17 protein-coding genes are annotated in these 26,622 nt (G+C 53.4%); 2 read left to right on the top strand and 15 right to left on the bottom strand.

The features are described 5' to 3' along the window. On the bottom strand, positions 1 to 604 hold a 604-nt coding region (locus BMZ51_RS21745), incomplete at its 3' end, for an IS5 family transposase (protein ID WP_139201451.1). A 43-nt stretch (positions 605 to 647) separates the two neighbouring features. On the opposite strand from BMZ51_RS21745, the gene BMZ51_RS21740 reads away from it, so the two are divergent. Further along, positions 648 to 1,427: an IS5 family transposase gene (locus BMZ51_RS21740; RefSeq protein WP_139201450.1), complete on the top strand. Its 780-nt coding sequence runs from the start codon at positions 648 to 650 to the stop codon at positions 1,425 to 1,427. A 99-nt stretch (positions 1,428 to 1,526) separates the two neighbouring features. Here the strand turns inward: BMZ51_RS21740 and BMZ51_RS21735 are convergent, their stop codons facing one another. Continuing rightward, positions 1,527 to 2,429: a LysR substrate-binding domain-containing protein gene (locus tag BMZ51_RS21735; RefSeq protein ID WP_068010164.1), complete on the bottom strand. Its 903-nt coding sequence runs from the start codon at positions 2,427 to 2,429 to the stop codon at positions 1,527 to 1,529. A gap of 556 nt (positions 2,430 to 2,985) precedes the next feature. Here BMZ51_RS21735 and BMZ51_RS21730 point away from each other — a divergent pair. After that, a complete protein-coding gene (locus BMZ51_RS21730; protein ID WP_068010162.1) occupies positions 2,986 to 3,930 on the top strand; it encodes a LysR substrate-binding domain-containing protein in 945 nt (314 codons plus the stop codon). A 44-nt stretch (positions 3,931 to 3,974) separates the two neighbouring features. Here BMZ51_RS21730 and BMZ51_RS21725 read toward each other — a convergent pair whose 3' ends face one another. The 13 genes from BMZ51_RS21725 to BMZ51_RS21665 are packed head-to-tail and all read right to left on the bottom strand — an operon-like array spanning position 3,975 to position 26,597. After that, the gene (locus BMZ51_RS21725; protein WP_068010160.1) at positions 3,975 to 4,403 is read right to left on the bottom strand and encodes a hypothetical protein; all 429 of its coding nucleotides are present in this window, start codon (positions 4,401 to 4,403) and stop codon (positions 3,975 to 3,977) included. Further along, complete coding sequence (locus BMZ51_RS21720) at positions 4,400 to 4,975, bottom strand: cysteine hydrolase family protein (protein WP_068010157.1); 576 nt, start codon at positions 4,973 to 4,975, stop codon at positions 4,400 to 4,402. The genes BMZ51_RS21725 and BMZ51_RS21720 overlap by 4 nt, the downstream gene beginning before the upstream one ends. Beyond that, positions 4,972 to 5,751 carry a YqcI/YcgG family protein gene (locus BMZ51_RS21715; RefSeq protein WP_068010154.1) on the bottom strand — a complete coding sequence of 260 codons (780 nt, stop codon included), beginning with the start codon at positions 5,749 to 5,751 and terminating at the stop codon, positions 4,972 to 4,974. The genes BMZ51_RS21720 and BMZ51_RS21715 overlap by 4 nt, the downstream gene beginning before the upstream one ends. A gap of 3 nt (positions 5,752 to 5,754) precedes the next feature. Then, positions 5,755 to 7,779: a radical SAM protein gene (locus BMZ51_RS21710; RefSeq protein WP_068010152.1), complete on the bottom strand. Its 2,025-nt coding sequence runs from the start codon at positions 7,777 to 7,779 to the stop codon at positions 5,755 to 5,757. After that, a complete protein-coding gene (locus tag BMZ51_RS21705; RefSeq protein WP_068010150.1) occupies positions 7,776 to 12,083 on the bottom strand; it encodes an SDR family NAD(P)-dependent oxidoreductase in 4,308 nt (1,435 codons plus the stop codon). The genes BMZ51_RS21710 and BMZ51_RS21705 overlap by 4 nt, the downstream gene beginning before the upstream one ends. 2 nt (positions 12,084 to 12,085) lie before the next feature. Further along, positions 12,086 to 19,891: a non-ribosomal peptide synthetase gene (locus BMZ51_RS21700; RefSeq protein WP_068010148.1), complete on the bottom strand. Its 7,806-nt coding sequence runs from the start codon at positions 19,889 to 19,891 to the stop codon at positions 12,086 to 12,088. A gap of 59 nt (positions 19,892 to 19,950) precedes the next feature. Beyond that, complete coding sequence (locus BMZ51_RS21695) at positions 19,951 to 20,406, bottom strand: OsmC family protein (protein ID WP_068010141.1); 456 nt, start codon at positions 20,404 to 20,406, stop codon at positions 19,951 to 19,953. A gap of 25 nt (positions 20,407 to 20,431) precedes the next feature. Beyond that, the gene (locus BMZ51_RS21690) at positions 20,432 to 22,135 is read right to left on the bottom strand and encodes a class I adenylate-forming enzyme family protein (RefSeq protein WP_068010139.1); all 1,704 of its coding nucleotides are present in this window, start codon (positions 22,133 to 22,135) and stop codon (positions 20,432 to 20,434) included. Beyond that, a complete protein-coding gene (locus BMZ51_RS21685) occupies positions 22,132 to 23,001 on the bottom strand; it encodes a class I fructose-bisphosphate aldolase (protein WP_068010137.1) in 870 nt (289 codons plus the stop codon). The genes BMZ51_RS21690 and BMZ51_RS21685 overlap by 4 nt, the downstream gene beginning before the upstream one ends. Before the next feature lie 18 nt (positions 23,002 to 23,019). After that, positions 23,020 to 23,670, bottom strand: a complete 651-nt coding sequence (locus BMZ51_RS21680) for an SAP domain-containing protein (protein WP_068010130.1) — start codon at positions 23,668 to 23,670, stop codon at positions 23,020 to 23,022. Between the two features lie 13 nt (positions 23,671 to 23,683). Beyond that, complete coding sequence (locus tag BMZ51_RS21675; protein ID WP_068010128.1) at positions 23,684 to 24,562, bottom strand: ACP S-malonyltransferase; 879 nt, start codon at positions 24,560 to 24,562, stop codon at positions 23,684 to 23,686. Next, positions 24,559 to 25,368 carry a thioesterase II family protein gene (locus BMZ51_RS21670; RefSeq protein ID WP_068010125.1) on the bottom strand — a complete coding sequence of 270 codons (810 nt, stop codon included), beginning with the start codon at positions 25,366 to 25,368 and terminating at the stop codon, positions 24,559 to 24,561. The genes BMZ51_RS21675 and BMZ51_RS21670 overlap by 4 nt, the downstream gene beginning before the upstream one ends. Further along, entirely contained in the window at positions 25,365 to 26,597 is a 1,233-nt protein-coding gene (locus tag BMZ51_RS21665) for a 3-dehydroquinate synthase II domain-containing protein (protein WP_068010123.1), read from the bottom strand. Before BMZ51_RS21665 ends, BMZ51_RS21670 begins: the two co-directional genes overlap by 4 nt. Between the last annotated feature and the right edge of the window lie 25 nt (positions 26,598 to 26,622).

The following is a 26,622-nucleotide window of genomic DNA, read 5'->3' as shown; positions in this document are numbered from 1 at the left end:
TAGCAACCACCCCCTCGATCTGGTCCAGCAGATCCGGCAACACCGTGGGATCAGCAGCGCGCTCCTCAGTCAAGTCAGAACACAGAATTTCGCCAGTGTCCAGATTCATACCCAGGTGCAGCTTGCACCATGATCGGCGCTTGACTGCCGTTCCGTGCTTGTTTTCCTGCCACTCTCCGGCCCCGAATACTTTCAATCCGGTGCTGTCGACCACAAGGTGAACCGGCTCAGATTTAGCCTGCTGCTTTAGCTGTTCAAAATCCAGCTTGCCAGCCCGGCGCGACAGCGTTGAAAAATCGGGTACCACCAGATCCAGCTTCATAAGCTGCAGCAGTGAGCGCATAAATCCCTGCGTCTGGCGCAGGGCAAGGCCAAAGACCACACGCACAGTCAGGCAAGTCTCAATGGCAAGTGAAGAATATTTTGCCTGTCCGCCCCGCGTGGTTCGCCGATCTGCTGCCCACTGATGGGCAACAGCATCACTGATCCAAACTGTGACATCTCCACGGCGGCGCAAACTTTCGTTGTATTCGCTCCAGTTCGTGACGCGGAACCGAGGTTTGACAAATTTATGGCGACGTGAGGCGTTGAATTTATAAGGCATATAAATCTGAAATGTTGGCAGGACTTCAGTAAATTAGCTTCAAATCACGATCCCTGCAACAACGTCGATCCGGGTCGTATTCGGTCTTGCTTTGAGGCAGACTCAAGGGTTTGTGAGGTCTGTGTTCCATTTGATGGAGTTGGTTTTACCGGTTCCTGACTTTTCAACCCTGTCGCGCCGCGCAGATGGCTTGAAACTTTCAAATCCCAAACCGCGAATGAACTCAGAGCCAGTAGAGCTGGTAATCGATAGTACAGGCGTTAAGATCTTTGGTGCCGGAGAATGGCAGGAAACCAAGCATGGAACCAGGATAAAGCGCAGAACTTGGCGCAAACTTCACCTTGATCTTAATGCCGGCGAAATCGTATGTTCTGAACTGACTGAGGATACGGTTGCCGATCCAACCGCTGTGCCGGATCTGTTGGATCAGATCGAAGATACAGTTGCTACATTTCTCGGTGATGGCGCTTATGATGGGACGCCTGTGAGACAAAAATTAGCAGACCGTTTTGAAGGTATTGAGGTCATCATTCCACCTCCCAAAACAGCTATCCTCGGCCCACAGGCTGCGACCGCTCCCACTGCTCGCGACCGGGATATTCTTGCCCTTCAAAAGAACGGCAAGATGTCTTGGCAAAAGCAAACCGGATATGGCCGAAGGTCTCGAAGCGAAACCTTGATGGGCCGCTTTAAGCAGGTGATCGGGACCACGCTCAGGTCACGAAAGTTGAACAATCAGAGGACAGAGGCAAAACTTGGCGTCGCCGTTCTCAACACAATGACGGCCCTCGGACGTGCCACGTTCGAGAAGGTTTCTGCATGATCAGATGCATGGGATTGGGCAAGCTGCAAGCTAATTTCGAATTGTGCAACAGCGCCTTGCCCCACCACGTACAATTACAGGAATGAGTGGGGAGCCAGATCAGCACCTGATATCGATTGTTTCTTTAATCATCCAGTCTTTAAATCTCCGAAAGCCTTCTCTCTGTGCGCGATGCCTTGGGAAGATCAAATTGCAAACCCTTAATTCAATTGTGCTTTTCTTTCCAAATGGCAACACGAGAGCCCCACACTCAAGCTCATTTCTGACAAACAACGGATCCACCAGTCCCACTCCCAGCCCATGGATTGCTGCGTTAATCGCCTGATCATCACACTCAAACACATACTTATTTTGTGGGTTCATCCAAACAAGTGTCATCTCCCGAAACCACTTTTTCCAATCCCAAGCGTCTGCCGTGTTCAGCAAAAGCGTCTGGCCATAAAGGTCTTCAGGGGTGAACAGCTGTGCGGCAATATCAGGTGTACAGCACGGGGTAGCTCGCTCCTGAAACAAAGGGATGCTGGTCGCAAACCGATCCTCACAATCGCCATATATAAGGCCGCAGTCATAGTCTTCACTGGAGAAGCTGACAGGTTGTCCACTGACACTGACCTCAACCTGAATGGATGACGTCCGCGAGTTGAAGTCTGCAATACGTGTCAAAAGCCAGCGCGTTCCGAGCGTGGGGACTGATTTTAACCGGATAGTGGCACCAGAGTTTTCCAGATCTTCCATTATTTTGGAAAGATCATAAAGAAATTGGTCCACAACGTCATAGAGCCGCTTGCCGTCTTCCGTTAACTGAACGCAACGATGACCGCGGCGGAACAATTGTTTTCCATAAAATTGCTCAGCCTGCCTGATTTGCTTGGAGACTGTACTTTCTGTTACACAAAGCTCGTCAGCAGCTCTCTTGAAGCTTTCAAACTTAGCCGCCGAAGCAAAAAAATTAAGACCTTTCAACAAAGGGTGTAACCGCGCATTCACTTTACTATTATTCATCCCACACTTTCGCAATAATCACGCAGAGTTAGGATAATTATCTATAATATATCATTAGATATGTATACTTAATAACTTTCATCTATCTAGAGTATTTAGACGGAAAGACTTCAACTCAAAGAGTTTGCATCTTTACAAACCATACAATTTTCAACTCGCATCCGAACGAATAGAAATCCGAAGCTTGCCAAATATGAATGAATGCGATCCTCCTGGCTAATTTGATAGTGGGAAAAGCAATTGCATCAGGGGCGCCCACAATAGGCGTTGCTGTTACAGAGGGCAGTTCAAACACCTTCGCTCATGTGTGTCATCCGCGAAGTTGTAACCTCCTCGCTTTCCATGTGCTTCCCCAGTACCGCACAGTTTGATCATATGAGCCAGTTTTTCGCGAGCGGTGACAGACTCGTGAGAAAGGGTCAAACCGTTAACAATGGGATTTTGTGCGAGCGGTTATTACGTCTGAAGGGGCCAGACTTTTACTGCTTTGTACCCAAAAAACAAATGATGCAATCAGCAGTCCGGGCACCTGAGAGCTATTGTAAAGGAGGATTGATTGAAGATCACAACGACACAACTAGATGCATTCTCGGCAGTTATGGAAGTTGGTACCACGTCTGGAGCCGCAGATGCTCTCAATACCTCTCAACCATCTATCAGCCGCGCCCTTCAGCAATTTGAGGCGGCAACAGGGCTTGTTTTGTTTGAACGCAATGGCAATCGGTTACGCCCGACCAGCGAAGCGTACGAACTCAATACAGTGGTGAGTGAATGTTATATCCGAATTGAACGAATCCAGACCGCAGCCGAGGATCTCCGCGCTCAGAAAGAAGGCATCTTGCGCATTGGATATACTCCAGACATTGCGCTTGGGTTTCTTGCCAAGATCGTCCGCCGGATGCAGCTGGTGAACAACCGAGACCGTTTGATCCTTAAACCTCTGAAAGGTCAGGACATGCTCACTGCAACACAAACCCGTGAAATCGATTTCGGGTTAACATCACGCGGGCTTTCTGATGCAAGCGTGCTTTGCGAGTGCATCGCCAGCGTCAATCAAGTTTTGGTACTCAGTCAGGATCATACTCTAGCAGGAAAAACTGTTATATCGGTTGCAGACCTGCAAGATCAGGAACTCGTCCTTCAAGATGCCAGTGATCCATGCAGAAAACGCTTTGAGATGGTTCTTGCTGCAAAGGGGACCCAAATTAAATCGTATATCGAAGTGTGTTCCAGCGAAGCTGCTTGCCGGATGGCGGTTGCTAACCTTGGTATAGCGCTCACCAATCCTCTAACGGCGATGGACTTTGTGGACTTCGGGTTGTGTATGCGCCGGTTTGAAAGTTCAGCCCGCATCAATTTGTCGTTGGTCTCTTCTGAGAACACACCGCATAAGGCTACCTCGCATCACTTCGTGACATCTCTTAAAAACCACCTGGCATTTGAGTTGGGAGAGATAGAGCGATGTTGTCCCACCTACTCAGGAATATCTGTTGGTGCATAAACGTGCCAGCCACCTTATGAGCAAACGGGTGGCTGGCACAGCTTTTAAAGCGGTTTCATAAGACTGCGGTAAGCTGGGAAGTATCCCACAATCAGGCCGATATTCAGCAGTAAGCCAATAAGCGCGAACAACATAGTTTCTGGCGCCAGAAAGACGTGAAACAACATGGAGTGCAGATAGATCGGCAAAGCCATAATCAGGGCGGCTCGGCCTGCAAGATTCAAGATCAGCAAGGCGCCCACAAAGATGTCACTCATTGTGATGAGGCTGGACATGTAACCGCTGGCATAAAGAGCGGCCAGAAAGGATTGTGCATCAACGGGCCAAGGTGGTTCCGGCAGAAAATGAAATATACGGTTAACCCCGAAAAACAGTGTAAACACGCCCAGAAAGACTCGCAGATAGCGGAGTGTGCGGCTCATACCGGTGCTGGATTTTTCGGAAATTCTGTGATCATTATCAGAGGCTGTCATAAAGCTGTTTCCTTATAGACATGTGGGAATTCAGTCTGGAGAATGTCCTGGGTTTTTAAAACCTGAGCAAATTCTTGATCCAGACTAGCCAGATGAACATTGTGAACCAGCTGCGGATCAAGCTGCTCGCCAGTCGGAGCTTTTCGCTCAAATGTAAAACACGCATCGCTGGCTATAATCACCTTATAGCCAAGGTTTCCAGCCATTCGAGCCGTGGTGTTCACGCAATGGTCCGTCGTTGCTCCTGTCAAAACCAAGCGTCGGATGCCTTCGCGCTGCAAATCTTCGTTCAAGGTTGTGCCAATAAAGCCGGAGTTCACGGACTTGGAGTAAACCTTTTCCTCCCTCAGAGGCTGCGCAAAGTTTTCAAACTCATTTCCAGGTAATTCCGGCCGCAAGGGTGACCCAGCTTCAACAGAGTCATGCCGGATATGAACTACCTGTCCAGCATTATCCCGCCATGCCTTGAGGAGTTGAGCTGCGTTCTTATCAGCATCCTGTCCATTACGTTTGCCCCAGTAATCAAGTTGCCTGAAGCCTTTTTGCCAGTCGATAAGAATAAGGCAGGTCATGCAAGCTCCTCTTCAGCAAGGTGTGGTTCCTGTTCGTCTTTTGCATCGGCACGCTGGTGCAGTGGGCAACGGTCTGTGCGGTCCCTGTTCTCTTCAATGATGCCGTATTGCCACCATTCAATCTCGCCTGCTGCATAGCTGCCCAACTGGGGGCAATGCGAATAGCCATCATACACCTCCACGCGGCGGCGGATTTTCGCGCGGGTTCTGCGGCCCTCTTCTGTCTCACCGGCAACAATGTCGAACCGCTCGCGCGGATTGATAACAAGCGTGAGTGCCGCTCCCAGATTTCTGCTTTTGCGCACTTGGTGGGCGGGGCTGCTCATGTTCACAAACAACTGGAGCCCGTGAAACGCCATTGACCAATACGGACTATTGGGGGCCTGTGCTGTGCCTTCGGGCCAGGGCATGTCATCGTTGTCATGGAAATACTGGAGAACCTGCCAGCCTAGCTTGTGATAATCTTCAACACTGTCACTTGAGACGTTCTCCGGGTTGAAAATCATCAGTAATGGCTCAGCAGAGTTCACCTTGCCGTCCCAATGTTCACAGCGTTTGACATATTCGAGCAAATCACTGCGGGCTTTTTCCAATCCAACATCATCTAGGGTCTCCACAAAAGAGATCTTGACGATTTCCCGCCGGAATGCGTTCTGCGCAAAAAGACATGGAAATTCAGTTCCGTCAGACAGCCGGCTGCGGACTTCCGCAAAAGACGACTGTTGCCAGAGCAGAAGCGATGAGGTGTCTATTTCATTCTGGTGAACAAGTGTCATCGGTCATGCTCTTTCGGTTTCGTGGGTTGGAAGAGAGTTGGATGTTTCTGCAGTTTGCCAGGTCTGGCTGAAGTTTCCGATCTCAGTGGCAAAGAGACGACATTCGTCAAAGTGGTCCTCCCGTGACTTTGATGCCATCAGGAACCCTTGGTTGATCGAATGATCGAACCGATAAGCCGTGTTGCTTTCTCCAAGCGGTTCGGTTTGTCCAGTTGCATTCTGGTTCTGGATGGACTGAAGAATGGCTTCGATATCAATCGGCCCCTGTGCGTCATAAGCCCGCTTGCCGACATTCTTCACGATCATATGTTTCAACGTCATGTCGCTGCGCATGGGCGTGTTGTTATAAACATAAGGCCGGGCCAGAAGGTCAAAATCGAGGGTTGTATCGATCAGGCGAGACACAGCAATGCCATCGGGGGCGTCGGGTGCAAAGGAGAACAATGCCCGATTTTCAGAAACGAACTCGCGCAGTAAACTGTCAAATCCAGCCCGGTCTTCATGGAGTGCATGAAAAACCAGCGATCCCGGCCAAGTGATGTTGGAGCGAGTTTCCCGAAACCGGTCACGGCCTTCTTCCCAAAGGGCAGCAAACCCGCCAACTCCCTGCTTGGCATCTATGAAGGTGACAAAAAGGTCACAAACGCTTCTGATCGACGCGGACCCAAGGGCATCAAGCAGTCTCAGCGTGTGGTCAAATGTTCTCGCGTCATGCAGTACCTGTAAAGCTGCTGCATACATCAGCCCGTCCAGATAATCATCAAACGGCACTTCTTTGGTCGCGATAACATTGCGGCCAGAGCCAGACTCATCAGCATCTTTCCATGTTTGAACACCAAGAGCCTGCTCCTGCCCCTGAAACCCGACATTGTTTAGCCAGAGTAACGGATATACGGCGAACGCCTGAGCCCCCCGGCGGCACAGTTGCGCCAAACCATCTTTAAAACTGGCAAGGGTCTCCCCCGGCAATGGCCATATGATCTCAATAAACGACGAGATCCCCAGCTCATTGGTGCGCTTTTGCAAACCAAAGTAGGTCTGAAGATCTATGTTATCACGATTGGCTTTCTTCAAAGCGACAGGAGAGAGGGTTTGCAAGGAGATTGGCTGGCAGGTAAGCACATCGCCCTCAGCCAGAATTGAAGCGATCTCCAGCGAGCGTTCCAGGTTGTTCTTGGCAGACGAGTATCTGACCCGCATCGGAAAGCCATATTTCTTTTTGGCCGCTACGAATTGCTTCGCATGTTCCACATCATTGGGGAATATGCCGAAATTGGCATCGCACAGCAGAACTGAGCGGCAGTTGTTTTGCCCCAGATACTCAATTTCCTGCTCAATGCGCGTTTTGCTGATCCTGTTGATCTTTTGCCCAACAGCACCGCCCCAAAAACAATAGGAACATTGATAGGGACAACCACGATTGGTCTCCAACAACGCAATCGCCATATCCTGAGGCTCAAAATACCCCGCCAGAAACGGTGACGGGATTTCATCGAGAGACTTGATCCTTTTGTGGTCAGGTGTATGAACCAGCTCCCCATTTTGATAAAAACTAATCCCGCCAACACGCGTGAAATCCGGGCTGTCTTTGTTGATTTCGTTAAGCAACTCGCAGAACGTGATTTCACCCTCACCATTGCAGATCAAGATATTTTCATCATCCGGAGTAATCAGCTCCTCGGCCCGGTTCATAGCCTCAACACCACCCAGAATATAAACTGTCTCCTTCGGCAATATGCTTCGAAGTTTCTCCAGCGCCCCTTGCACCAGTTTAATATTCCAGACATAGGTGCTGAAGCCGATTGCAGAGGGTGCAGGACCGCAACGCTCCAGCACTTCTGCAACAATTTCATCAACTGAACGCTCTATCGTTACACTCAGCAACTCAATCTGCCACGAGCTTTGTATGTCCTCGTCTTTAAAGGCATAGGCTTTCAAATAGCCTCCGACCAGCGGCGTGATCCCTTTCATGGCATTGATGTGGACCAAAAGAGCCTGTTGGCGCCGGACCATGGCAGTATCCATCATTGCATACCTCCTCTCGCGGCAGAGGAAGTGCCCCTGTCCTGCGTCATGAAATTCTCAGTAAAACGTTTGATGATGAGATCAGAATGTCCGTAAGGGAGCACAGCTGTTGTAAGATCAGGCGTCGCAAACACTGCTTCTGCGGCAGCGATGGCAGCTTGTGGTGGTATCGGCAAAATTCCCTCACGCCGAATCCGTCCTTCTTGCTCAGGACGCAGGCTCATACCGCCCTCAGGCCACGCAGACCAGGCTATTGAAAAACTGCGTCCAGAACGGCTGGAGGCGCGTTGTGCGACATAGGCCTCCATTGCCCTGTTTGCCAGAGCATAATCACTGCATCCAATAATACCCGAGTGCGCAATGAGGGATGAGAAGGCAGCGAACAGATTTGGTGCGTCATCTGCTGTTATCTCGTCAAGGTAACGCACAGCATCGAGTTTGACGGCAATCTGCATCGCAATTTCTGCAGAGGTACGGCGCACCAGCAAACCGCCCGGAGTTATCCCGGCACAATGCAGCACCCCGCGCACAGGACCGAACTGCATCCGCGCGTTTGAAATTGCAGCCTGTAGGGATTCATAATGAGAGCAATCCACCTGTGCGTAATGAATGCGCTCGGCTGTTGCCTCTTCCCGAGTCAGGTTTTCTTCGGCTTGCGGACTGCGGCCAAGGGCCAGCACCGTTGCCCCCGCCTTGGCCAGATTAGACACGAAATGGCGCCCAATTGCTCCAAAACCACCCGTTACCAGATAAAGGCCTCCTTCCGGTTCAACCATCCCTTTAGTCTTTGAGGTCAGATCTGCTGAGCGCAACACTCTTTGTTGCAAACCTCGCGGCATTAATCGAAAGCTGTTGGAGTGTTTCAACTCATGCACAGGAGCCAGAACCGCATTCAGCTGAGGGGCCGCCAACGGATCTACTTGCAAGGTTTTGACAGAAAAGGCCGGGTTCTCCAGCTCCACAGCCTTGCCAAGAGCTGCAAGACCTTCAATGACAGATTGATCCTTCAGACTGCGTTCAAGCTCAACAAACAGTACAGAACGGCTGTTGGGCACAGGCTGAGACAAACATGCTTTGAGGAATAAAGCCGCTTGTTTGAGGAAGTCGCCCTCATACCTGCCACCAGCCCCTAGCAAGACAGTTAGTTTTTCCTCACCGCTTTTCAGCCAGTCCGTTGCCGCAGCCTCACTCAGCTCAGCAGTGATCTGGACAAACTCACCCCCAGACAGCAGCGCATCTGGTTCAAAAGAGCCAGACAAATCCAGCAGTGCCATTCTCGCCGGTGTGCTCGAATTTATGGCTTGTATAGATGCCCAAGCCGGAACAAGGGGGACAACTTCCCCCTTGTCGGAAGCAGGGTTTTGCGCGGGTATCTGATGACCAAGCACGCCAAGCATTTCAATGGAAAGCGCGCCCTCCTTATCATAAAGCAGTGCGTCATAGCGCTGTCTCTGGCCGCTCGCATCACGAACCGGACGCACACGAACGTAACCATTTGTGCCGGGCTGCGAGTAAACGCAAAGTGTGCTTATATTAAAGGGAACCCGCGTTTCTTCAGTACCGGCAGAAAAGGACTGATGCAGCAAAATGGTCTGGAAGAGCCCATCCAACAGCGGAATGGAAACTCCGCAACCGGGTTCAGCGGAGGGCAGGTCCGGTATGCTAACCCTTGCCAGAGCTTCATCCCCCGACCACCACATATCTGTGATCACTTGAAAGAGCGGACCATACGAGATCCCAAGATCTGTGAAGATCTTCTCACGTTGGGCTGCGGTCGTAACATTCGCATAGGCTCGTCGCGCTTCCGCAAGTCCACTTTTGCGGGATGCCATAGCGTCCTCTTTCAGTCGGGCGGTGCAAAGAGAATGCGTCTCATCATTTGCCGTCACACTTACGTTTGTAGCCCCTTCGCCGTCTTCAAGAAGGACAAGAAGGTCCGCTGCGGGAGCCTCTTTCAAGCTGAAGGGCTGGCGAAAGGTGATATCCTCCAGATGGACAGGCGCATACGTTGTTTTGTGGCGGTGGCACGCCAACTCAATGGCCGATAGAAACCCGGCACCTGGAAGCAGCAGAGAACCTGCGATCACATGTTGCGCGTAAAATCCATCGCGCGAGGTTAAGCGTAGTCTTAAACCGTTGTCTTTCAGGTCATCAGCTTCTGCCCAGCCGGTAAGCCCGTCCCGTTTGGTCTGTTCAAGCTGCGGCAACCAATACCGTTTGCGCAAGAATTGGCTTTTGGGCAGTGAAATCCGAATGCCATCTGGGCAAAGCTGCCTTGCCCATTCAGGCCAGTTCACCGCGCCGCCCTGCTCCCATGCTTTCGCTGCGGCGTGCAAATCATTCACGTCAAGAGCCCGGCGCAAAGCCTCATTCTGGTGTTTATCATGTTTCAGGTCCCCCAAACCTGCCATGAGCGCTGCCGAAAGCTGTCTGGTCAGATCTTCAGCTGTTTCAGCCACGACTGCTAGACGGTGTTTGTCATGCACCCGTCCTTGTTGAAGCGTGAAGGCTATGTCGATCAGACGTGCGGCACGCCCGTCTGCACCGGGCAGCCAGTCGAGCAGGTCTTGTACTGAGCTGCGCAACAGTTCCGGCGTTCGTCCACTGAGCAAGAAAAGTTGAGGGCCAGCCAGCCTGATCGGCTTACCAAGTTTTGACTGAGGAGCCTCCTCAATCACAGCGCAGGCGTTTACCCCACCAAACCCAAAGGCGCTAAGGCTGGCGCACCGGGCACGCGGCAACCCTTGCGGGCCGATTGAGGCTTGCCATTCCCGTGCTGAACTCTCGAAAGTGAGTGGAGTACCCGCAGTTGAAATCTCGGTATTTTGGTCTTTAAAATGCACTAGTGGCGGTTTGACGGAGTGCTTGAGCGCCAGCATCGCCTTGATGAAACCCGCCACCCCAGCCGCCGCTTCACAATGGCCGATGCTGGTCTTGACCGATCCAACGGAGATGTGCTGATCTAGTAGCGACAACCCCTCATCTGCAATTTGTCCAGCTACGGCCTGCCCGTATGCCGTGATCTCAATGGGATCCCCAAGGCGCGTGCCTGTTCCGTGGGACTCGTGATAGCCAAGCCCGCCTATTCCACCGTCCACCTCTACAAATGTTTCACTCAGCAGCGCCTTTTGGGCCGCAACGTTTGGCGCCGTCATGGCAGAAGAGCGCCCGCCATGGTTGATGCGGCAGGCCTTTATGACCGCCTGCACATTGTCACCATCCTCAAGAGCCTGAGCCAGCGGCTTAAGCAGGACCAGCCCCAGCCCTTCACTACGGACATAGCCATTCGCCCGATCATCAAATGTTTTGCAGCGGCCATCTTCAGCCAGCACACCAACCTTGGAAAGGGCAATGTGCGGCAAGGGGTCAATCAGGACAGATATGCCCCCTGCAACTGCCATATTACAATCACCATTCTTGAGCGCATTCACGGCATGGTGGATAGCAACGAGCGAGCTGGAACACGTTGTATCAATCACCTCACTGGGGCCTGACCAGTTGAAGGCATAGTTGACGCGGTTGGCGATGAAAGACCGTCCCGTCCCTATTAACGTCAGCTGGTCCTGAGCTGCGCCGGATGCTGCCAGCATTGAGCCGTACTCATCACCCGTTACGCCAAGGAAAACACCCACCCTCTCTGAGGTTCCTGTTTGCGGGGCATAACCTGCATCTTCCATAAGGCCCCAGCTGCCCTCCAGAAGTAAGCGCTGGCGCGGGTCCATGGCATTTGCTTCACGCGGGGAAATGTTGAACCGCGTGGGGTCAAAACAATCGATGTCAGAAAGGAACCCACCCCACCGGATCTGACTTTCGTTGCGCTCCGGATCATTTCCGTAAAAGGTGCGCCAGTCCCAACGGTCCCCAGGGATCTGTGTAATGCAATCACGACCATTAACAATATTTTGCCAAAACGCATCAGGCCCGTCCGCCTGTGGCATCCGGCAATAAAGCCCGATGACAGCGATATCGTCTTCCTGAGTGTCCTGCTGGCTTGAGACAGGCCCAGTCTCAACCAGAGCTTCTGGCTCAACAGGAATTGCGGGCCTTGAAGGAGCTGCTTCCTGCGCGAAGGCAAGTAATTCATTTAAAGAACTCACCGCCAGAAGGTCAGAGGTGCGGATATCCCGCCCAACAAGATCTCCAAGTGAGGTGGAAAGCAAGGCATAGTGCAACGAGTTGAAACCCTGATGTCCCAGACCCAGATCAAGATCTAGCGACTCCACAGGGCAGTTAAGAAGCTCTGCCACGTTACCAAGAACGGCCTGTCGCAGGCCATCTGGGGAGAGTATCGGTGTATCGAGCATCATGGTTAGCGCTTCCCTCTTTGAGCCAGAGCGAGGAGTGATTTCCGGTCGAGCTTGCCGTTGGTCGTCGTTGGATAGTGAGAGACCTGCACCAGATGTTGGGGGACCATGTAAGCAGGTAATAAAGTGGCCAGATCATCCGATCCATGCGGCACACCCGGACCGACATGGAACCCGACAAGATGACGGGAGACGATTTTGTCCTGTCCCCCTTCTGTGGCCAGAACAATCGGCGAGTTAAAACCTGCGCCTTCCATAGCCCGCTCCACCTCAGAAAGTTCTATGCGATGCCCCCGGATTTTAACCTGACCATCAAGTCGGCCCAAAAACTCAATCTCGCCATTGTCCATAAAACGAGCCCGGTCGCCCGTGTGGTACATGAGACCAGAGTTAAAGGGATCGTCGACAAAGGCTCGTTCTGTCAGGTCCGGGGCGTTAATGTAACCGTCGCTCAGGCATTCCCCGCCGATGTAAAGGTCACCATCTTCTCCCGGCATCAAAGGATTCAGCTCCTCATCCAACACATAGTAACAGGCATTCTGGATTGGCCGCCCATATGGGATGCTCGTCCAATTGTCAGGAACGACCTTCACCTCATGGTAGTTGGACCAGACCACTGCTTCTGTTGCTCCTCCCAGCGCGATTAGCCGCATCTCCGGCAAATGAGCAAGGCATTCACGCGCCAGATCAAGCGGCACCCAGTCACCACTTAAAAACGCCAGACGCAAAGGGCACCGTTGCCCAAAACGGGGTGAAGTCAGCCTAACGGCGACCGTCTGGAAGTAGACCGGAGCGGAGTTCCAGAAGGTTATGCCTTCCTGCGCAATCATCTTCGCGATACGGGCAGGGTCCGTGCGATCCACCTCGCTCACAATGCGCAAACTGGCTCCTCTTGAGAGCAGGCCGAATATGTCGAAGATTGAAAGATCAAACCCAACTGCGTTGACCCATATACCCCTGTCCTGAGGGCCTAAGGGAAACCTCTTTTGCAGGTCTTCAAAAAGATTGATGACAGGGCGGTGGCGCACCATCACCCCTTTGGGTTCTCCTGTGCTGCCACTTGTGAAGATGATGTAGGCCAATCCATCAGGATGAGAAAGATCCGCTGGAAAATGCGATGGCTTTGGGTGGGCGAGCAGGTTTGCAAGCTCAACAGACTTTTCAGCCTTCAACCCCTCAACAAAAGCATCGGAGACCAGAAGTTTCGCATCAGCCCGCTCCAGCATGGTGCTTTGCCGTGTTGCCGGATCAGTCGTATTGAGAGGCAAAAAGGTTGCACCCAGACGCAAAATCGCAAGAAGCATCGCAGGCAAATGTCGATTACGCTCAAGGCGCACAGCAACAACCTGTCCCGGAGCGATGTTAAACTGAGCTTGCATCGCGTGGGCAAGCCGCATGACCTCCTCTGACAGCTCACGAAACGTTATGCTGCCCTTGTCATCAATCAGGGCCTTTCGCTCAGGATAGGTACGTGCAGCTTCATCAAAAAACTGAACCATGGTTGATTGCTGGTCATAAGGTGCTGCCGTATTATTCTGAGTTTCCAGCCAGTTCCTTGCTTCCTGTCCCCCTTGTTTGGGGGCAGATGGCAAAGCTGAGCGAACAGCCTTTGCAAACCCATCAAAGGCTTGGGTCACACTGGCAGTATCCAGCACACCGCTGTCATAAGACCATTCCACCTCAACCCCTTGCGGCGAGGCATAGATGAAGCAATCAATCTGCGGACCAAGTGTTCGCGATCCGGCATAAATAGCTGAACCAGCCGGGTTCACATTGGGCCGTTTCCATGACCCAAGCACATCAGTAAAGACCGCAGGAAGTAAAGCTCGCTCTGAGGTGACATGAGGTGCCAACCTTGGAAACCAATCCTCGCGCCTGTTACGCCTGTCTGCCTCCAGCTCTGCTGCAACAGCATCAACAGACTGAATTTCGCAGCCCGGAGGCAAAAGACCAAACGTGGTGAAATCGCCAAGTGCATCTACCCAGCCCGGCTGCTCATTTCTGTCATCATAATTGACAGTCAGAACGGGCACACCGGCAAGCCCCGCAAGCGGTCTTATGGCGCGGGCAAACTGCTGGAGAACAAAGACAGACATGCGGGAGGGCTTGTCGCTGTTCTCAAAGCCAGCATGCAGCATACGATACTCACCCGGAGGAGACTGGCGAGGTGCCGTTGCGGCCCACCGGGGTAATTCTGCCAGCTTGGTTGCCCAGTATCCCGGATCTCCTGCCTTTTGGCTGTTTTGCCAACTGGCATAGTCCAGTGCCTGCTCTTTGTTGTTCTGGTTTGAGGGCACATTGGCAAGTGCACTAAACAGGTGATCAGGAAGCGCCAGTGTGCTGGGGGCGTCCAATGCGATGCAGTCAAACACAAAAAACACAAAGGCTTCACCTTCATAGCGCCCTTTTGCAACCCGTAAAGGGGCCCATGCTCCGCCTTTGATTGCAGCGCCCATTTCTCCCTCAATCCGGCGAAACCAGATGTCTCGCGGCTCCATGGGGCTTGGCTGAAGCTGAGCAACCTCTGCCAGCGCTACGCAGGGTTGCGGTAACACCTGCCCGCTTGGGCTCAAGAGTGTAGATAATGCCCCGTGACTGGCGATGACCTGCGCCAGAGCATCTTCAACCCGATCATAGTCACTGGATGCTATGGGATAGACACGGAAAGCGTAGGAGGCTGCTTTATCCCCTTGATGGCGTAGCGCCTTTACAGCAAAATAGCTGCGCTGCGCTCGTGTTAAAGGCGCTTGTCGGGTCTCCCCGTTCAGGACCGCCAATGCATGACCACCTGAAGGCTGATCCTGTGCAGGTTGGAGCGCAGACTGAGGGGCGGGCTGTTCCTCTCCGGCAAGCTCCCAAAGGAGGGCGATAAACTCATCAAAGCCAGCACGTGCGGCGGCTTCGGTTTTTTCTGCAAGATTCACGTCCCACGCCAGATGTAAGTCACCTTTTTCAGAGCGGACCACATGGCAATGCAGATCCAGCCCGGAGGTGACACTGAGTGCATCCACCGGGGTTGCCGCCCGTGGGTCCGCCTCCTTTTGCGTCACACCTGAAAACGCGATCCGCGGCGGGGAGGACTTGATATGGCGTAGGACTTCGGTTCCAGAAAACGCCCGGTGCCTGAGGTCCTCCACGAGTTGCTTATGAACCACGGTGGGTGCAACGGCCCTGTTCTTTGCAAAGGTGCAGGGCATCATCGTCGTGAAAGGCCCGACAATTCGGTCGATATCAGGGTGCAATGCAGGGCGGTCGTTAACCGTCAACCCAATGAAGCCATCCTGTGCACAGTGCTGTGCCAGAAAACTGAGAAAGTTGCTCAAGCAACACGTGGTCACGGGCACTCTTTCGCAATCTGCTTTAGCTTCCAGAGCCAGGCACAACTTTTCAGGAAGTGTTTTTTCCAAACGCATCCAACCAACGGAGCGAAGCAGCGTTTCACCGCCAGTTTCGCAGGGAAGCCTTGCACCCTCATGCCCCGCTAACCTGCGTTGCCAATAGGACAGATCTGCTTTCCGGTCCTGCGTTGAAAGTGCGCCGCGGCGCAGGGCATCGGCCTGAAAGAAACTCAGAGCAATTGGCTTCAGGGTCAGGTCGGGTTTGTCATAAAGCTGCCAGAGCTCTTCAAGCAGTGTCTGCGTGCTTTTGGCATCTGCTATGAGAGATTCAATAGCCAGCAGCAGCCTGTCAGGCCTCCCGGGTTGCCGCAGTAAACACACATCAACCATCGGACTGCGTGTGGCATCCGCCGCCTTTGCAAAAAGAGCCTCCTTAATCCGCTTATACGCGGTTTCCATGTCTGCGTTGGGTGCAAGAGTTTCAACCTGCACCGTCGCCTGATCCTGTGCCACAATTTCTTGTTGTCCAGAGCGGGTCAGGCGGGCCCTTAACATGGGGTGGCGCTGGGTTATCTTAGTCCACGCCTGCCGAAACCTGTTCAGATCCAGCCTTTCCAAAACATCAAAGGCAGTCAGGTTCCACGCGCCAACCCGTTCAGCCAGACTGGTGCCAACAAGCTTACTTGTCAGGTAAACCGATTGCAGGTCAGTCAGCGGCGCACGAACCGGGTCTGTTGGTATTGTGGGAAGAACGTGTGCTATCCGGGCAACATGACCGTTTAAGCCAGCATCCGCTAAAGGAGGGTTTGAAGTACCGCTGCCCATGGGCAACAGCTTTTCCAGCGTAGCAAGGCCAGCCACCTCCAAAAGGTCGTATTCTGAGACCTCCAGATCAAGTTCGTTTTTCAGTGCATCCCGGAACGCCAGCACTTTGATTGAATCAAGCCCAAGGGAGCGGAAACTCTCATCGCGAAGGGCTGACCAGTCCTGCGGCCCAAGAACCGAAGTGCAGATCTCCGTTAGTGTGCGGCCACGCTTTTCTGCAGGCTGGGAAACTGACCTTTGCTCTTTGTGCGCCAGCATCCCTTTCAGGAAATAGGCTTGCCCCCCTTCCCCGCTTGTTGGCAGTGAAACGGGCAAAACCCCAGCAAATCGCGAGGCCACTGGATGTAATGGCTGAGGCAGCTCGTCCCCATCAGCCAATCTCAAAAACTGGGTGATCAGCTCTTCTGGCCGGCGACAAGAAACGTAGACGGTGCACTCTTCAACCTCGCGGCGGTTGAGTGCTTCTGCAATGGACGCCAGCGAGCCGTTCTCACTTTGCAGATACTCTGCCAACTGGCCACAATGCGCCCGCAAAACCATTTCATCCGGAGCAGAGACACAAACGACAACCGCTTCGGAAAGAGGACAATCTACAGGTTCGGGCTGACTACTGCGCTCCAGAATACAATGCGCGTTACAGCCGCTCATTCCAAACGAACTCACCCCGGCAAGCGGGCGTTGCGCAGGCCATTGATGCGCGGTTTTTGGAAAAGACAGTGCAGTTAATGCCGCCTTTGAAAAGTGCGGATTAGGGGCAGAGAAATTGGTTAGGGGCGGTATGGTTTCATGGGTGAGGCACAGCGCTGTTTTGATGAGGCTGATAATTCCCGCAGCCGCATTGGAATGCCCGATATTGGCCTTCACCGAACCAAGTGCCACCGGCACACCCTTGTTTTCCCGCGTTTCTTCCAAAACAGCAGTCAGGGCCTCAAGCTCAATCGGGTCACCCAGAGCTGTACCTGTCCCGTGAGCCTCAATATACGCAACACGATCAGCAAGCCCTTGCCCCTTGCCGTAAATGCTTTGCAAGAGGGCACGTTGAGCACCGCCATTTGGTGCAGTTAAAGACTTGGACAAACCATCGTGATTGAGTGCAGTCCCATGAAGACTGGCATATATATGCCGATGGCTAGTGGTCGCGGCTGAAACGGGTTCCAGCAAAACCACTCCGGCCCCCTCGGCAGGAACAAATCCATCCGCCTGCTCATCAAATGGCCGACATTTACCGGACCCGGAGGTCACGCCCAGACGATTGGTTTTGCGAAGGAAATCGGGATCACACATCACGCAGACCCCACCAACAAAGGCCATGTCGCATTCACCATCTTCCAGTGCTTTACGTGCCATATGCAAAGCAACCAAAGACGAAGAGCAGGTTGTGTTCACCACAACGGCGGGGCCGTGCAGGTCCAGATTGTGAGCAATGCGCCCCGCGATCATCGCCTCATCACTGCCTAAAAACAGGTCTGGCGCAAGCCGGTCAGCCCCTTCAGGGGTAAGGGCAAAATAGTTGGCGGGACGGGCACCCATAAAGACCCCAACGCGCTTTCCTTTAACGTCTCGGAGAGCCAGCCCCGCATCCTGCAAGCATGTGCGAACCAGCCTCAGCACCATACGCAGCTGTGGGTCAGCAGCCTCAGCCTCTGCGGGGGAAAGGTCATGCAGCGCAGCGTTCAGGACAAACGCATCATCCAGATATGTTCCGCGCAGTTGCGCGTCATGGTGGTCGGCATCCTGCCAGCGCTCAACAGGCACCCGAGGCGTCGCCGTCAAACCATCACGAACCATTTTCCAAAAAGCTTGCAGGTTGTTTGCATCAGGTACGCAGATGGACATGCCTGTGATCGCAACCTGCTCTTTGGCGGAGCTCCCTCCTTCAGGCATGTTTGGTTCTGCACTTTTCGGGGCTTCAGGCGTGCGTTTTTGCAAGTGTTCCAAAAGCCGCTCAGCGGTGGGGTGGTCGAACAAGTCAGTAAAACTCACCGGGCCAGGAATTTTGGGTTCCGATGTCAGGGCCTGAGCAAACGCCACAGTACTTAGTGAGTTGAGGCCAAGCTGATCCCAACCCCGATCCCAGTCACCAGCACTCAGTGACTGGCCTGTTATGCTGTAAAGGGTCTCAGAAAGAACTGTTTTTAAAGTTGGTCGGTCCACTGCATCCAGCATATCCGGGGGAGGTACGGGCTGCGGTCTTTCCTGCGCCATCAAAGCCAGAGCTGCCCGATCCGGTTTGCCAGAGGTGAGCCGGGGTAAAGAGCCCAACCTGCGGATCTCGCTGGGTACCATGTGGGCAGGCAAAAGCTCCCCTAACTGCTTTTGCAAACGGGCCGTATCAAGCCCTTCATCTCCAGTGATGAAACCAACCAGTCGAGGCCAGTCTTCCCCATCCTTTAATGCCGCAGCAGACATAACACCGTTAAAGCTGGTAAGAGCGGCTTCAACCTCAACAAGGTCTACACTCAACCCGTTGATTTTGACCAGTGTGCCAACACGGCCAAGCATCTCGAAGCGGCCATCTTGCAGCCAGCGGGCACGATCCCGTGTTTTATAAGCGCGCCCGTTGCCAGCTCCACCAAAAGTTGCCTCGCTTTGCTCTGGATCACCCCAATACCCCAGGGCCAGAGAGTTACCGGAAACATGGAGCATCCCTTCAGCTCCAACGCCGACTTCCCGTTGATCGTCATCCGTGATCTTAAGGTTTATCCCCTCGATGGGGGCGTATACCGGGCGGCCATCTTTTTCACGCAAACCGTAACCGATCGTGTTTACCTCGGTTGCGCCGTAGTCCTCCATCAAATCACAACCGGGCAACGCTTTATGGAACCGATGCACCAGACTATCAGCAAGGCGTTCGCCGCCGATTGTGACAAAACGCAGGGACAATGCTGGTCGGTAACCCTGTTCAAGGACACCCAGCACAAGACGCAGCAGCGCTGGTGTCAAGGTTACATAGGTTGCTCTGGTTTGAGCCAGAAAGTCCAGCATTGACTGAGGGTTCTGAAGGTGACTTCGCGTCATCAATGCCGTTGTATGGCCTGCACATAGTCCGCCAAAGATCTCCCAGATCGATGGCATTATGCCCGGTGTTGGGCGGGCTGCGCAAAGGTCTGTGGGCTGAAAGGGGAACTGTCGCCATATCCACTCCAGCCGGTTTACTGGTTGCTGGTGGCTATGCAAAACCCCTTTGGGCACACCGGTGGACCCTGAGGTAAACATCAGGAGAAACGGCGTATCTGTGCCAAATTGAAAGCCCGTTTGAAGCCCGTCTTCCATACCTGCATCAGCCTGCACAAATTCAGCCTCACAGGATAGTTCCGGCGTATGTGTCAGAACGAACCGTGTCCCTGCCCGCTGTATCAGTTGCTGGCGATAGCTTTCTGGGAAAGTCGGGTCCAGCGGGACTGCAATCAGCCCCCGCGACATGCATGCCAGATAGCCTGCGATCAGCTCGGGAGAAACATCTGAATGCAAGCCAATCCGATCACCCGGCACGACCCCGTTTTTATCCAGCCAGCCAGCAATCGCACCAGCGCGTGCCAAGAGCGAGCGAAAGGTGATCTCTCGCCCATCATCACAGATAAGGGCGGTTCGGTCTGCCCCGTTGGATACGGCCTGAGAAAACAGATCATGCAAGGTGCGATTAGGCATAGCTGTCCCTATCCCGGCCAAGGAGCCAGGTGCTTAACTGATACTACTGTTGGCGGTCGCTAGACGGTCTCGCGGATCTTTACCTGAGCCTTGGTCTCAACGTTGCCACGCATCGCCTGAGAAACCATGCAGCCGCCCTCAACCATCTGTGCCAGCTTCTCCAGTCCAATCTGATCAGGAACAGAATCCAGCTCAATATTGTGAGTAACACTCACCGCTTTGGGGCCGTTTGGCGTTTGCTCAAACTCAGTTGTCGTACGGCAGCTCACCGGCATTGCAGGAACACCATGAAACTGCAAAATGGCAACGGCTGTGATCAGCGCACAACTGGAGGACGCAGCAGCAAGCAGCTCTTCCGGGTTGGTGGCATTGCCGGGTCCACCCAGTTTGGTTGGCACAGAAATCGGGCTGTTAAGGTCTGGCGCATTCAACTGTCCGCCGCCGGACATCATGTCGCCAGCCCAGTTGGCGTCTACAGTAAATTCTGCAAGCTTTGTTTTGGCAGATGTGTTCATCAAAATTTTCCTTTATTCAAACCAGTCAGTCATTATCAATCTTTTCAAAATCCAGAAGCCAGCTTGCGCTGGCCTGATCTTTGATGGCCTCAGCAATGTTTTCTTTCAAGGTGCGCTTCAGCACTTTGCCCGTAATACCTCGTGGAATAGCAGCACTCTCAACAACAGCCACCGCATAAAGCTGCGGCATGTTCTGATCCTTCAAAGTCTCGTTAAAGGTTTCCAGAAGCGGGTCGGCAAGCATTGTTGCTGCGCGTTCGGACCACACCACCGCGACGGGGAGGCTCATCCCATCCTTGCCATCTATGCTTGAGAGAATGCAGTCATCCACGATCTCGTCGAGCTTCATCAGCAGCTCTTCGCTCAGCAGGCTGTAACACGGCCCTTCCCCGGTGCGGATCACATCAGACGTGCGGTCGACATGGAAAAACCGCCCGCCCTCATCGCGATAAACCAGATCACCTGTGAGGAAATAGCCATCAATCCGGCTTCGGGCTGTCAGGTCAGAATCGTTCCAATACCCCGGTGTGATGGAGGGAGACTTGATCCCCAGCCGCCCGACTTCATTGGTTTTTGCCCGGTGTCCATCCTCCAGAAAGACCTGAGCATCAACCCAGTGGTGCGGCCTTCCAATGCAGCGCCCATATATGCTGCTCTCCTTCGTGTGCTGGACCGGGAAACTGATATGTCCCATTTCCGAAGAGCCAAGCCCATCCACAAAGGTTGACCCAACCACCAAACCGCCATCATGGGGCGTTGTGCCATGGGCAACCAAACGCCGGATGTGCTTTTCGTGGGCAGCATCCCCGCTGTTGACCCAATACCGGACGGAACTGAAATCAGCACTTCCCGCATACCTCAAGGCCAGTGTAACGTATGTGATTGGAAATGCAGCCACAGTAGAGGGTTGGAACCGTTCAATGGCCTCGGCGGCAAAATCACCGCTTTGAGTGTGGGCAACCAGCACCTGACTGCCATCCAGAACGGCATGTATGATGAACGCTATGGAGGAGTTGTGCGAGGCTGGCAAAGACAAAAGCCGCCGCTCGCCTGTGCGCTCGCCTTGCCGGGCAAGGTTATCACGAATACCGTGGAACCACTGCCCATGAGCCAGCGTCACCGGCTTGGGGCGTCCTGTCGTACCAGAACTGTGGGTGATCATCACCGGGTCCGTTGCATCGTGGCGGTGCCGGGTGAACTCCTCTGGCTTGCGCGGTATTGCCGTTTTGGCAATTTCGATACAAAAACCAACCTCATTGCGCAGCGCAGGGTCCAAAGCCGCCTTCTGCTTGGCAGAGGTAACAATCCCCCTCACCCGCAGGTGACGAAAATGAGCGCTGGCCACATCGCCCGGCATGGCGCCGTTTGTTACAGCGGCCACGGCCCCGATCAACGTCAAAGCACAAAAATGCACAATTTGTGTCAGGCCATCATTGGCGTAAACGGCAACAACATCGTGCGCCCGAATGCCTTTTTTCCAGTACCAGCTGGCCCACCGGTGGGAAAGGTCCACAAGCTCAGCAAGTGACAATTGCTCAACCTGAACCCCTTTGGCCAGACTTTCAGCCTCAGTTTGAAGCAAGCAAGGCTGATCAGGGTTAAGCGACACGGCCAACGCTTTTTCAGCAAAGTTGCCAGCACCCACGCTGGGGTCCAGATGCAAAAGCTTCAGTTCCATCACGCTGATAGAGGACAGGATCTCTTCGCTAAGCGGCGTGAATTTGTTCATAGCGGCTCTCCAACAAGTTCATTGCTGATCCGCGCCTCTCCCGCTTTACTGCGGAACTTCGGATCGAAAATATCAACGGAGACAGTTTGCTCAGCGGGATCCACCGTGTTGAGTACATCAGCCAGACTATCGATAAAGTCGTTAGGCTGCCCGTTCTGGAATACGTTACGACCAATGCACATGCCTGCGGCTCCAGCCTTCAGGCCAATCCGCGCACGCTTCAAAACAGTCTCGTCAGAATCCCGGCTACCACCAGCCATCACGATACGAACGTCCTGATGCAGCCCGTCCAGCATCGCCTCCCAATCATCCGCATGAGGAGGCTGGCGTAGTTTTATGATGGAAGCGCCAATTTCAATCAGCGCCCGCGTAACATCCCGGTGGAGTTTAACCCAGGCTTCACTCTCACTGGGAGCCTGATTAATCCCCAGCATCACCATAACCGGCAGGTTCATGCGGTCCGCTGCATTGATCTGAGCTGAAATGTCCTTCAGGTTGTCGCCAAAGCTGCTCAGCTGTGCTGAAAATTCCACACTGATAGCATCAGCGCCCAACCGCAACGCGTCTTCCACCTCAACCATCATAGGTTTATCAGAGGGGTTCGCAGCATGTTTTGACATCCCATTGGCCTGCAAAATAACAGACTTGGGAAGAGCCATATCGTAATTGGTAAAGGCCTTCAGAGCACCTTTGTGCATCAACAAACCGTCAATCGCCGAGTGGCCCGCCCATTTACGGGCAAGACGGTAGTGTTCAAAGCCGGGCAGAGGACCAGTGGTAAAACCATGATCCATTGCAATGAAAAGCGATCTCTCACTTTTGGTATTTTGCAACCTTGCCAGACGTCGTTTCAGGCCGGTTTCCATTTGGCAACTCCCTGGGGTTTAATTCTTTAGTCTTACTGAGTTCAGGTATTCCTCGTAGGTATTCGGGCCCGGTTGGCGCTTCAGGACCTCCCACGCCTCCAAAATCTCTGCTCGCGGTACGCCAGCATTGGCGGGGTCATTACGAAAATCGGTAATAAAATTGTTCATGCGCGCAGATGGGATCTGGGGCAGACGGCCCTTCGTTGTCATCAGCTCGTAAAGGCGGTCCGCAAGATCCTGATAAGTAAACCGCTGGTTGGCTTCTTGTTGTTTGCGGCGCCAGTCATTTAGCCAGTACCATTGGCCAGATTTATCTCGGAGTCCTTCTGCTTTGTCTGCAATCAGCTCGTATAGGAACGCTTTGGTTTTGCGATCTCCCACATAATTGACAATCGGATTGTCGGCGCGCAGCTCGTCGCGCTCTGCCCCGGCCTTGCGTGGAGGCACGGGTTTGCGGCTCGGCACAACGCCCGTCTGCAAGTATTCCCGTATCAGCTCTTCCAATTCGATCTTGCGAAAGTTGCCGACACTTATGCCGATCTCCCGGGCGAACTCTTTAAGGTCAGCTGCGTAGAAATACCCGCCATCAAACTCCTCGACAGACATTCCAGGGTGCAGTTTGGGCTGGCCACTTGCCTCCTGGACAAAATTTTTTGCAACAACAGTCATAAGTATCCTTTCATCAGCTTTCCGCCCTTTCTGCTGCAAACACATCTTTGATAAGATGCGTGAGCACAGAGCGTGGGCCCAACTCATGAAACAGGACATGGCCACGCTGTGCAATGGTCTGCACAGTTTCCAGCCAGCGAACAGGAGAAATAAGGGATTGTACGAGAAGTTCTATGATTTCTTGCCTCTCCTTTGGGAAGGGTGCAGCCGTCACATTTGAAATTACGTCGAATCGCGGAGCCTCAATCTGGAGCGGAGCAGTCTCCAGCCAGTTGCGAAACCGATGCGTCGACGGCTCGATATAGCGACTGTGAAAGGCACACCCGACATTGAGCACAATAGCCCGTGCCAGCCCCTCCGCATGCAGAGCTTCGCAAAGCTCTTTCAGCTTCTCCCGTGGGCCAGAAAGGCCGACCTGACTGGGAGAATTGCGGGTCGCAATATCAAACTCGGGAAACTGTGAGGCCATAAAGGCTTCCAGCTTAGCCAGATCCGAGACGGAGGTTGCAGCCACCATCCCCCCTTGAAACGGATTTTCCTCCGCAGAGCCCATCGCCTTTCCGCGTTCAACAGCAATGCGCAAACCGGTTTCAAAGTCGAATACGCCTGCAGCTTGCAGCGCGTTCAACTCCCCCAGCGAGTGTCCCGCAGTCATGCTGGGGTGGAGCCCCATACGCTGAGCATTCTTGAGGAATAGCGCATTGATCAGGTAAAGCGCAGGCTGAGTATTTTCCGTTTGCCGCAAAACAGCATCGTCTGATGAGCAAAGCGTCCGTGCCGACCCGCCGATAATGCGGTCTGCCGTGGCAAGCTCCTGCGGAAAATGATCCATAAGAGCCTGACCCATACCACTGTATTGAGCCCCTTGCCCTGGAAACACAAAGGTGATCATGGTGTAGCTCCTTGTTTGTGTTTGCGAATAAAGCGCAATGCGAGGTCAATGAATTCTGCGCGGTTTGAGTTCATGAAAAAGTGACCGCCTTCGATGAAATGAGCTTCAAACTCGGCTGAGCTGTGCTGACGCCACCCGAACACCTCCATCAGCGGGGTTTCAGGGTCATCCAGCCCGGAAATAGCTGCCACCGGTATGGGCAACGAGCGCGAAGGCCGTGGAACGAAATTGTCGACGATGTGAAACTCTGCGGAGATGCTATCAAGATATGGGTCCAGCATCTCCCGATTGTTCAAAAGAGCCTCTGGTGTGCCCTGCAACCTTTTGAGCCGCGCCAGAATCTGATCACGGGTAAGCGGCCCACCTCCTGATGTTCGTTGGTATTGCGGTGCCTTTCGCGCTGCCACAATCAATCCTTTTGGCAGGGCAGCGCCCAAAGCAAAAAGCCGCTGCGAAACAAGATGGCAGACAATAGCGCCCATGGAATAGCCCATCAGGAAAACAGGCAGACCGGATTGGCTTTGCACCAGCAAATCTGCAACTTGCTCTGCATACGCTTCCAAAGAGCTGACCGGCTCCTCGCGATGGCGAGCGCCACGGCCGGGGGGTTGCAAAATGATGACGTCCAGCCAGTCTTCAGCTCCAACCTCTTTCATCCATGAGAAGAACCCGGAGGCATTGCCTCCTGCATAGGGGGCAATAACAATCTGCGCCTGAGACGCCGTCGCAGGTCGGTGAAGACCAACCCATGGATTGGTCTGTTCAGCGACACGCGGCGCAGAAAGATATGTACCGGTTTCTATCATCGTTCTTCGATAAACTCGTTTACTGGAACACCTACATGACGACCGGGCTGCGCCTGATACGCCATCAGCTTTTCACCAACGGCAATTTCAGTCAGGTTCCGGGGGCTGCCATCTGCTGAATAAAGGCGGACATGCCAGTCATCCTGCATCATCACAGAAACCTCCACACCGCTGTCGAACCGGGCAGTGATCAGCCGTAACGGACGGCGCTCCGTTTTCATGCGCGAGATCGGCGCTTTGTATACCTTGCCGTCATGTCCAACGATCATTGCCTGCGACCCTGCACGCAGCTCGGACATGTAGTTGGTTCTGTTGTTCATGCCGTAGACATAACTTGCGGTGCTGCCAGCGTTTACCCGGAAAGGCCGCAAGTCCATGTAGGGCAGGTCAAACACCTCAGGACACGACATGATGCCGCCAGACGATGTCAGGCCGATCAGCATTCCCTCCCTGTCGGTGAACAGCGTGGCAACATCAATACAGCTGCGAATGCCCATCCCAACGGGAACGGAACTTTCAACCGTTGCCGCCTCCAGTTTTAGTTCTGACCGCTGGCGCTCGGTCAACCATGCGTTGAGCCGATCCAACACTGCATGGGAGCGCGGAGAGTACACCAGCCCCTCAACCCCAAACTCCATTACGCACAGAGAGTTCAGCGCATCATCAATGTTATCGGGGTCAGGGATATGTTTGAGCACGACCAGAGGTGAATCCTGCGATTCTGCAACCACCAGCTCCAGTGGTATGTTCGTCGGATCTTTAAAACTGACGGATAGAAAATCCGTGCCAGCGCTGTTTTGGCAGGAGGCCTCCAACGTCGCGCGGTCCACTACGTTGATATCGCGACAATTGCGCAGCTTTGCCTTTTTTGCTTGCGCCAGCATCTCAGCATCTTGGTGCATGATTACGTAGGACTCAGATTTCGCGCCACCCAGTTTTTTGACAGCGGCAATGTCTTCTGAGTTAGACACGGCAACCACTTTCAACAACCTGTCAAATTGTGGAGATGCCACCTTATCCAGCTGTGCCGCATCCACAAGAACACCACTATAGTGCTCACGTGCAGCACGCGAGAAAACGCTGTCCGCATCAAAGGCATTAGCAATTCCGCGCGTGTCGTACCAAAGGTCGGGCAGCAATGCAGTGGAACGGTTCCACCCCTGATCCCGTTTTGCTGAGGCGCGTGTTACCATCGACGGCTGTTCTTTTTTGACAAGAAGCTTTTGCATGCAAATCACTTTCCGGTTTCATGTG

This window comes from Pseudovibrio axinellae (assembly GCF_900110875.1).
Taxonomy (GTDB): domain Bacteria; phylum Pseudomonadota; class Alphaproteobacteria; order Rhizobiales; family Stappiaceae; genus Pseudovibrio; species Pseudovibrio axinellae.
Note: the sequence above shows the minus strand (reverse complement) of the source record. Positions and strands in the feature narration are given on the sequence as shown.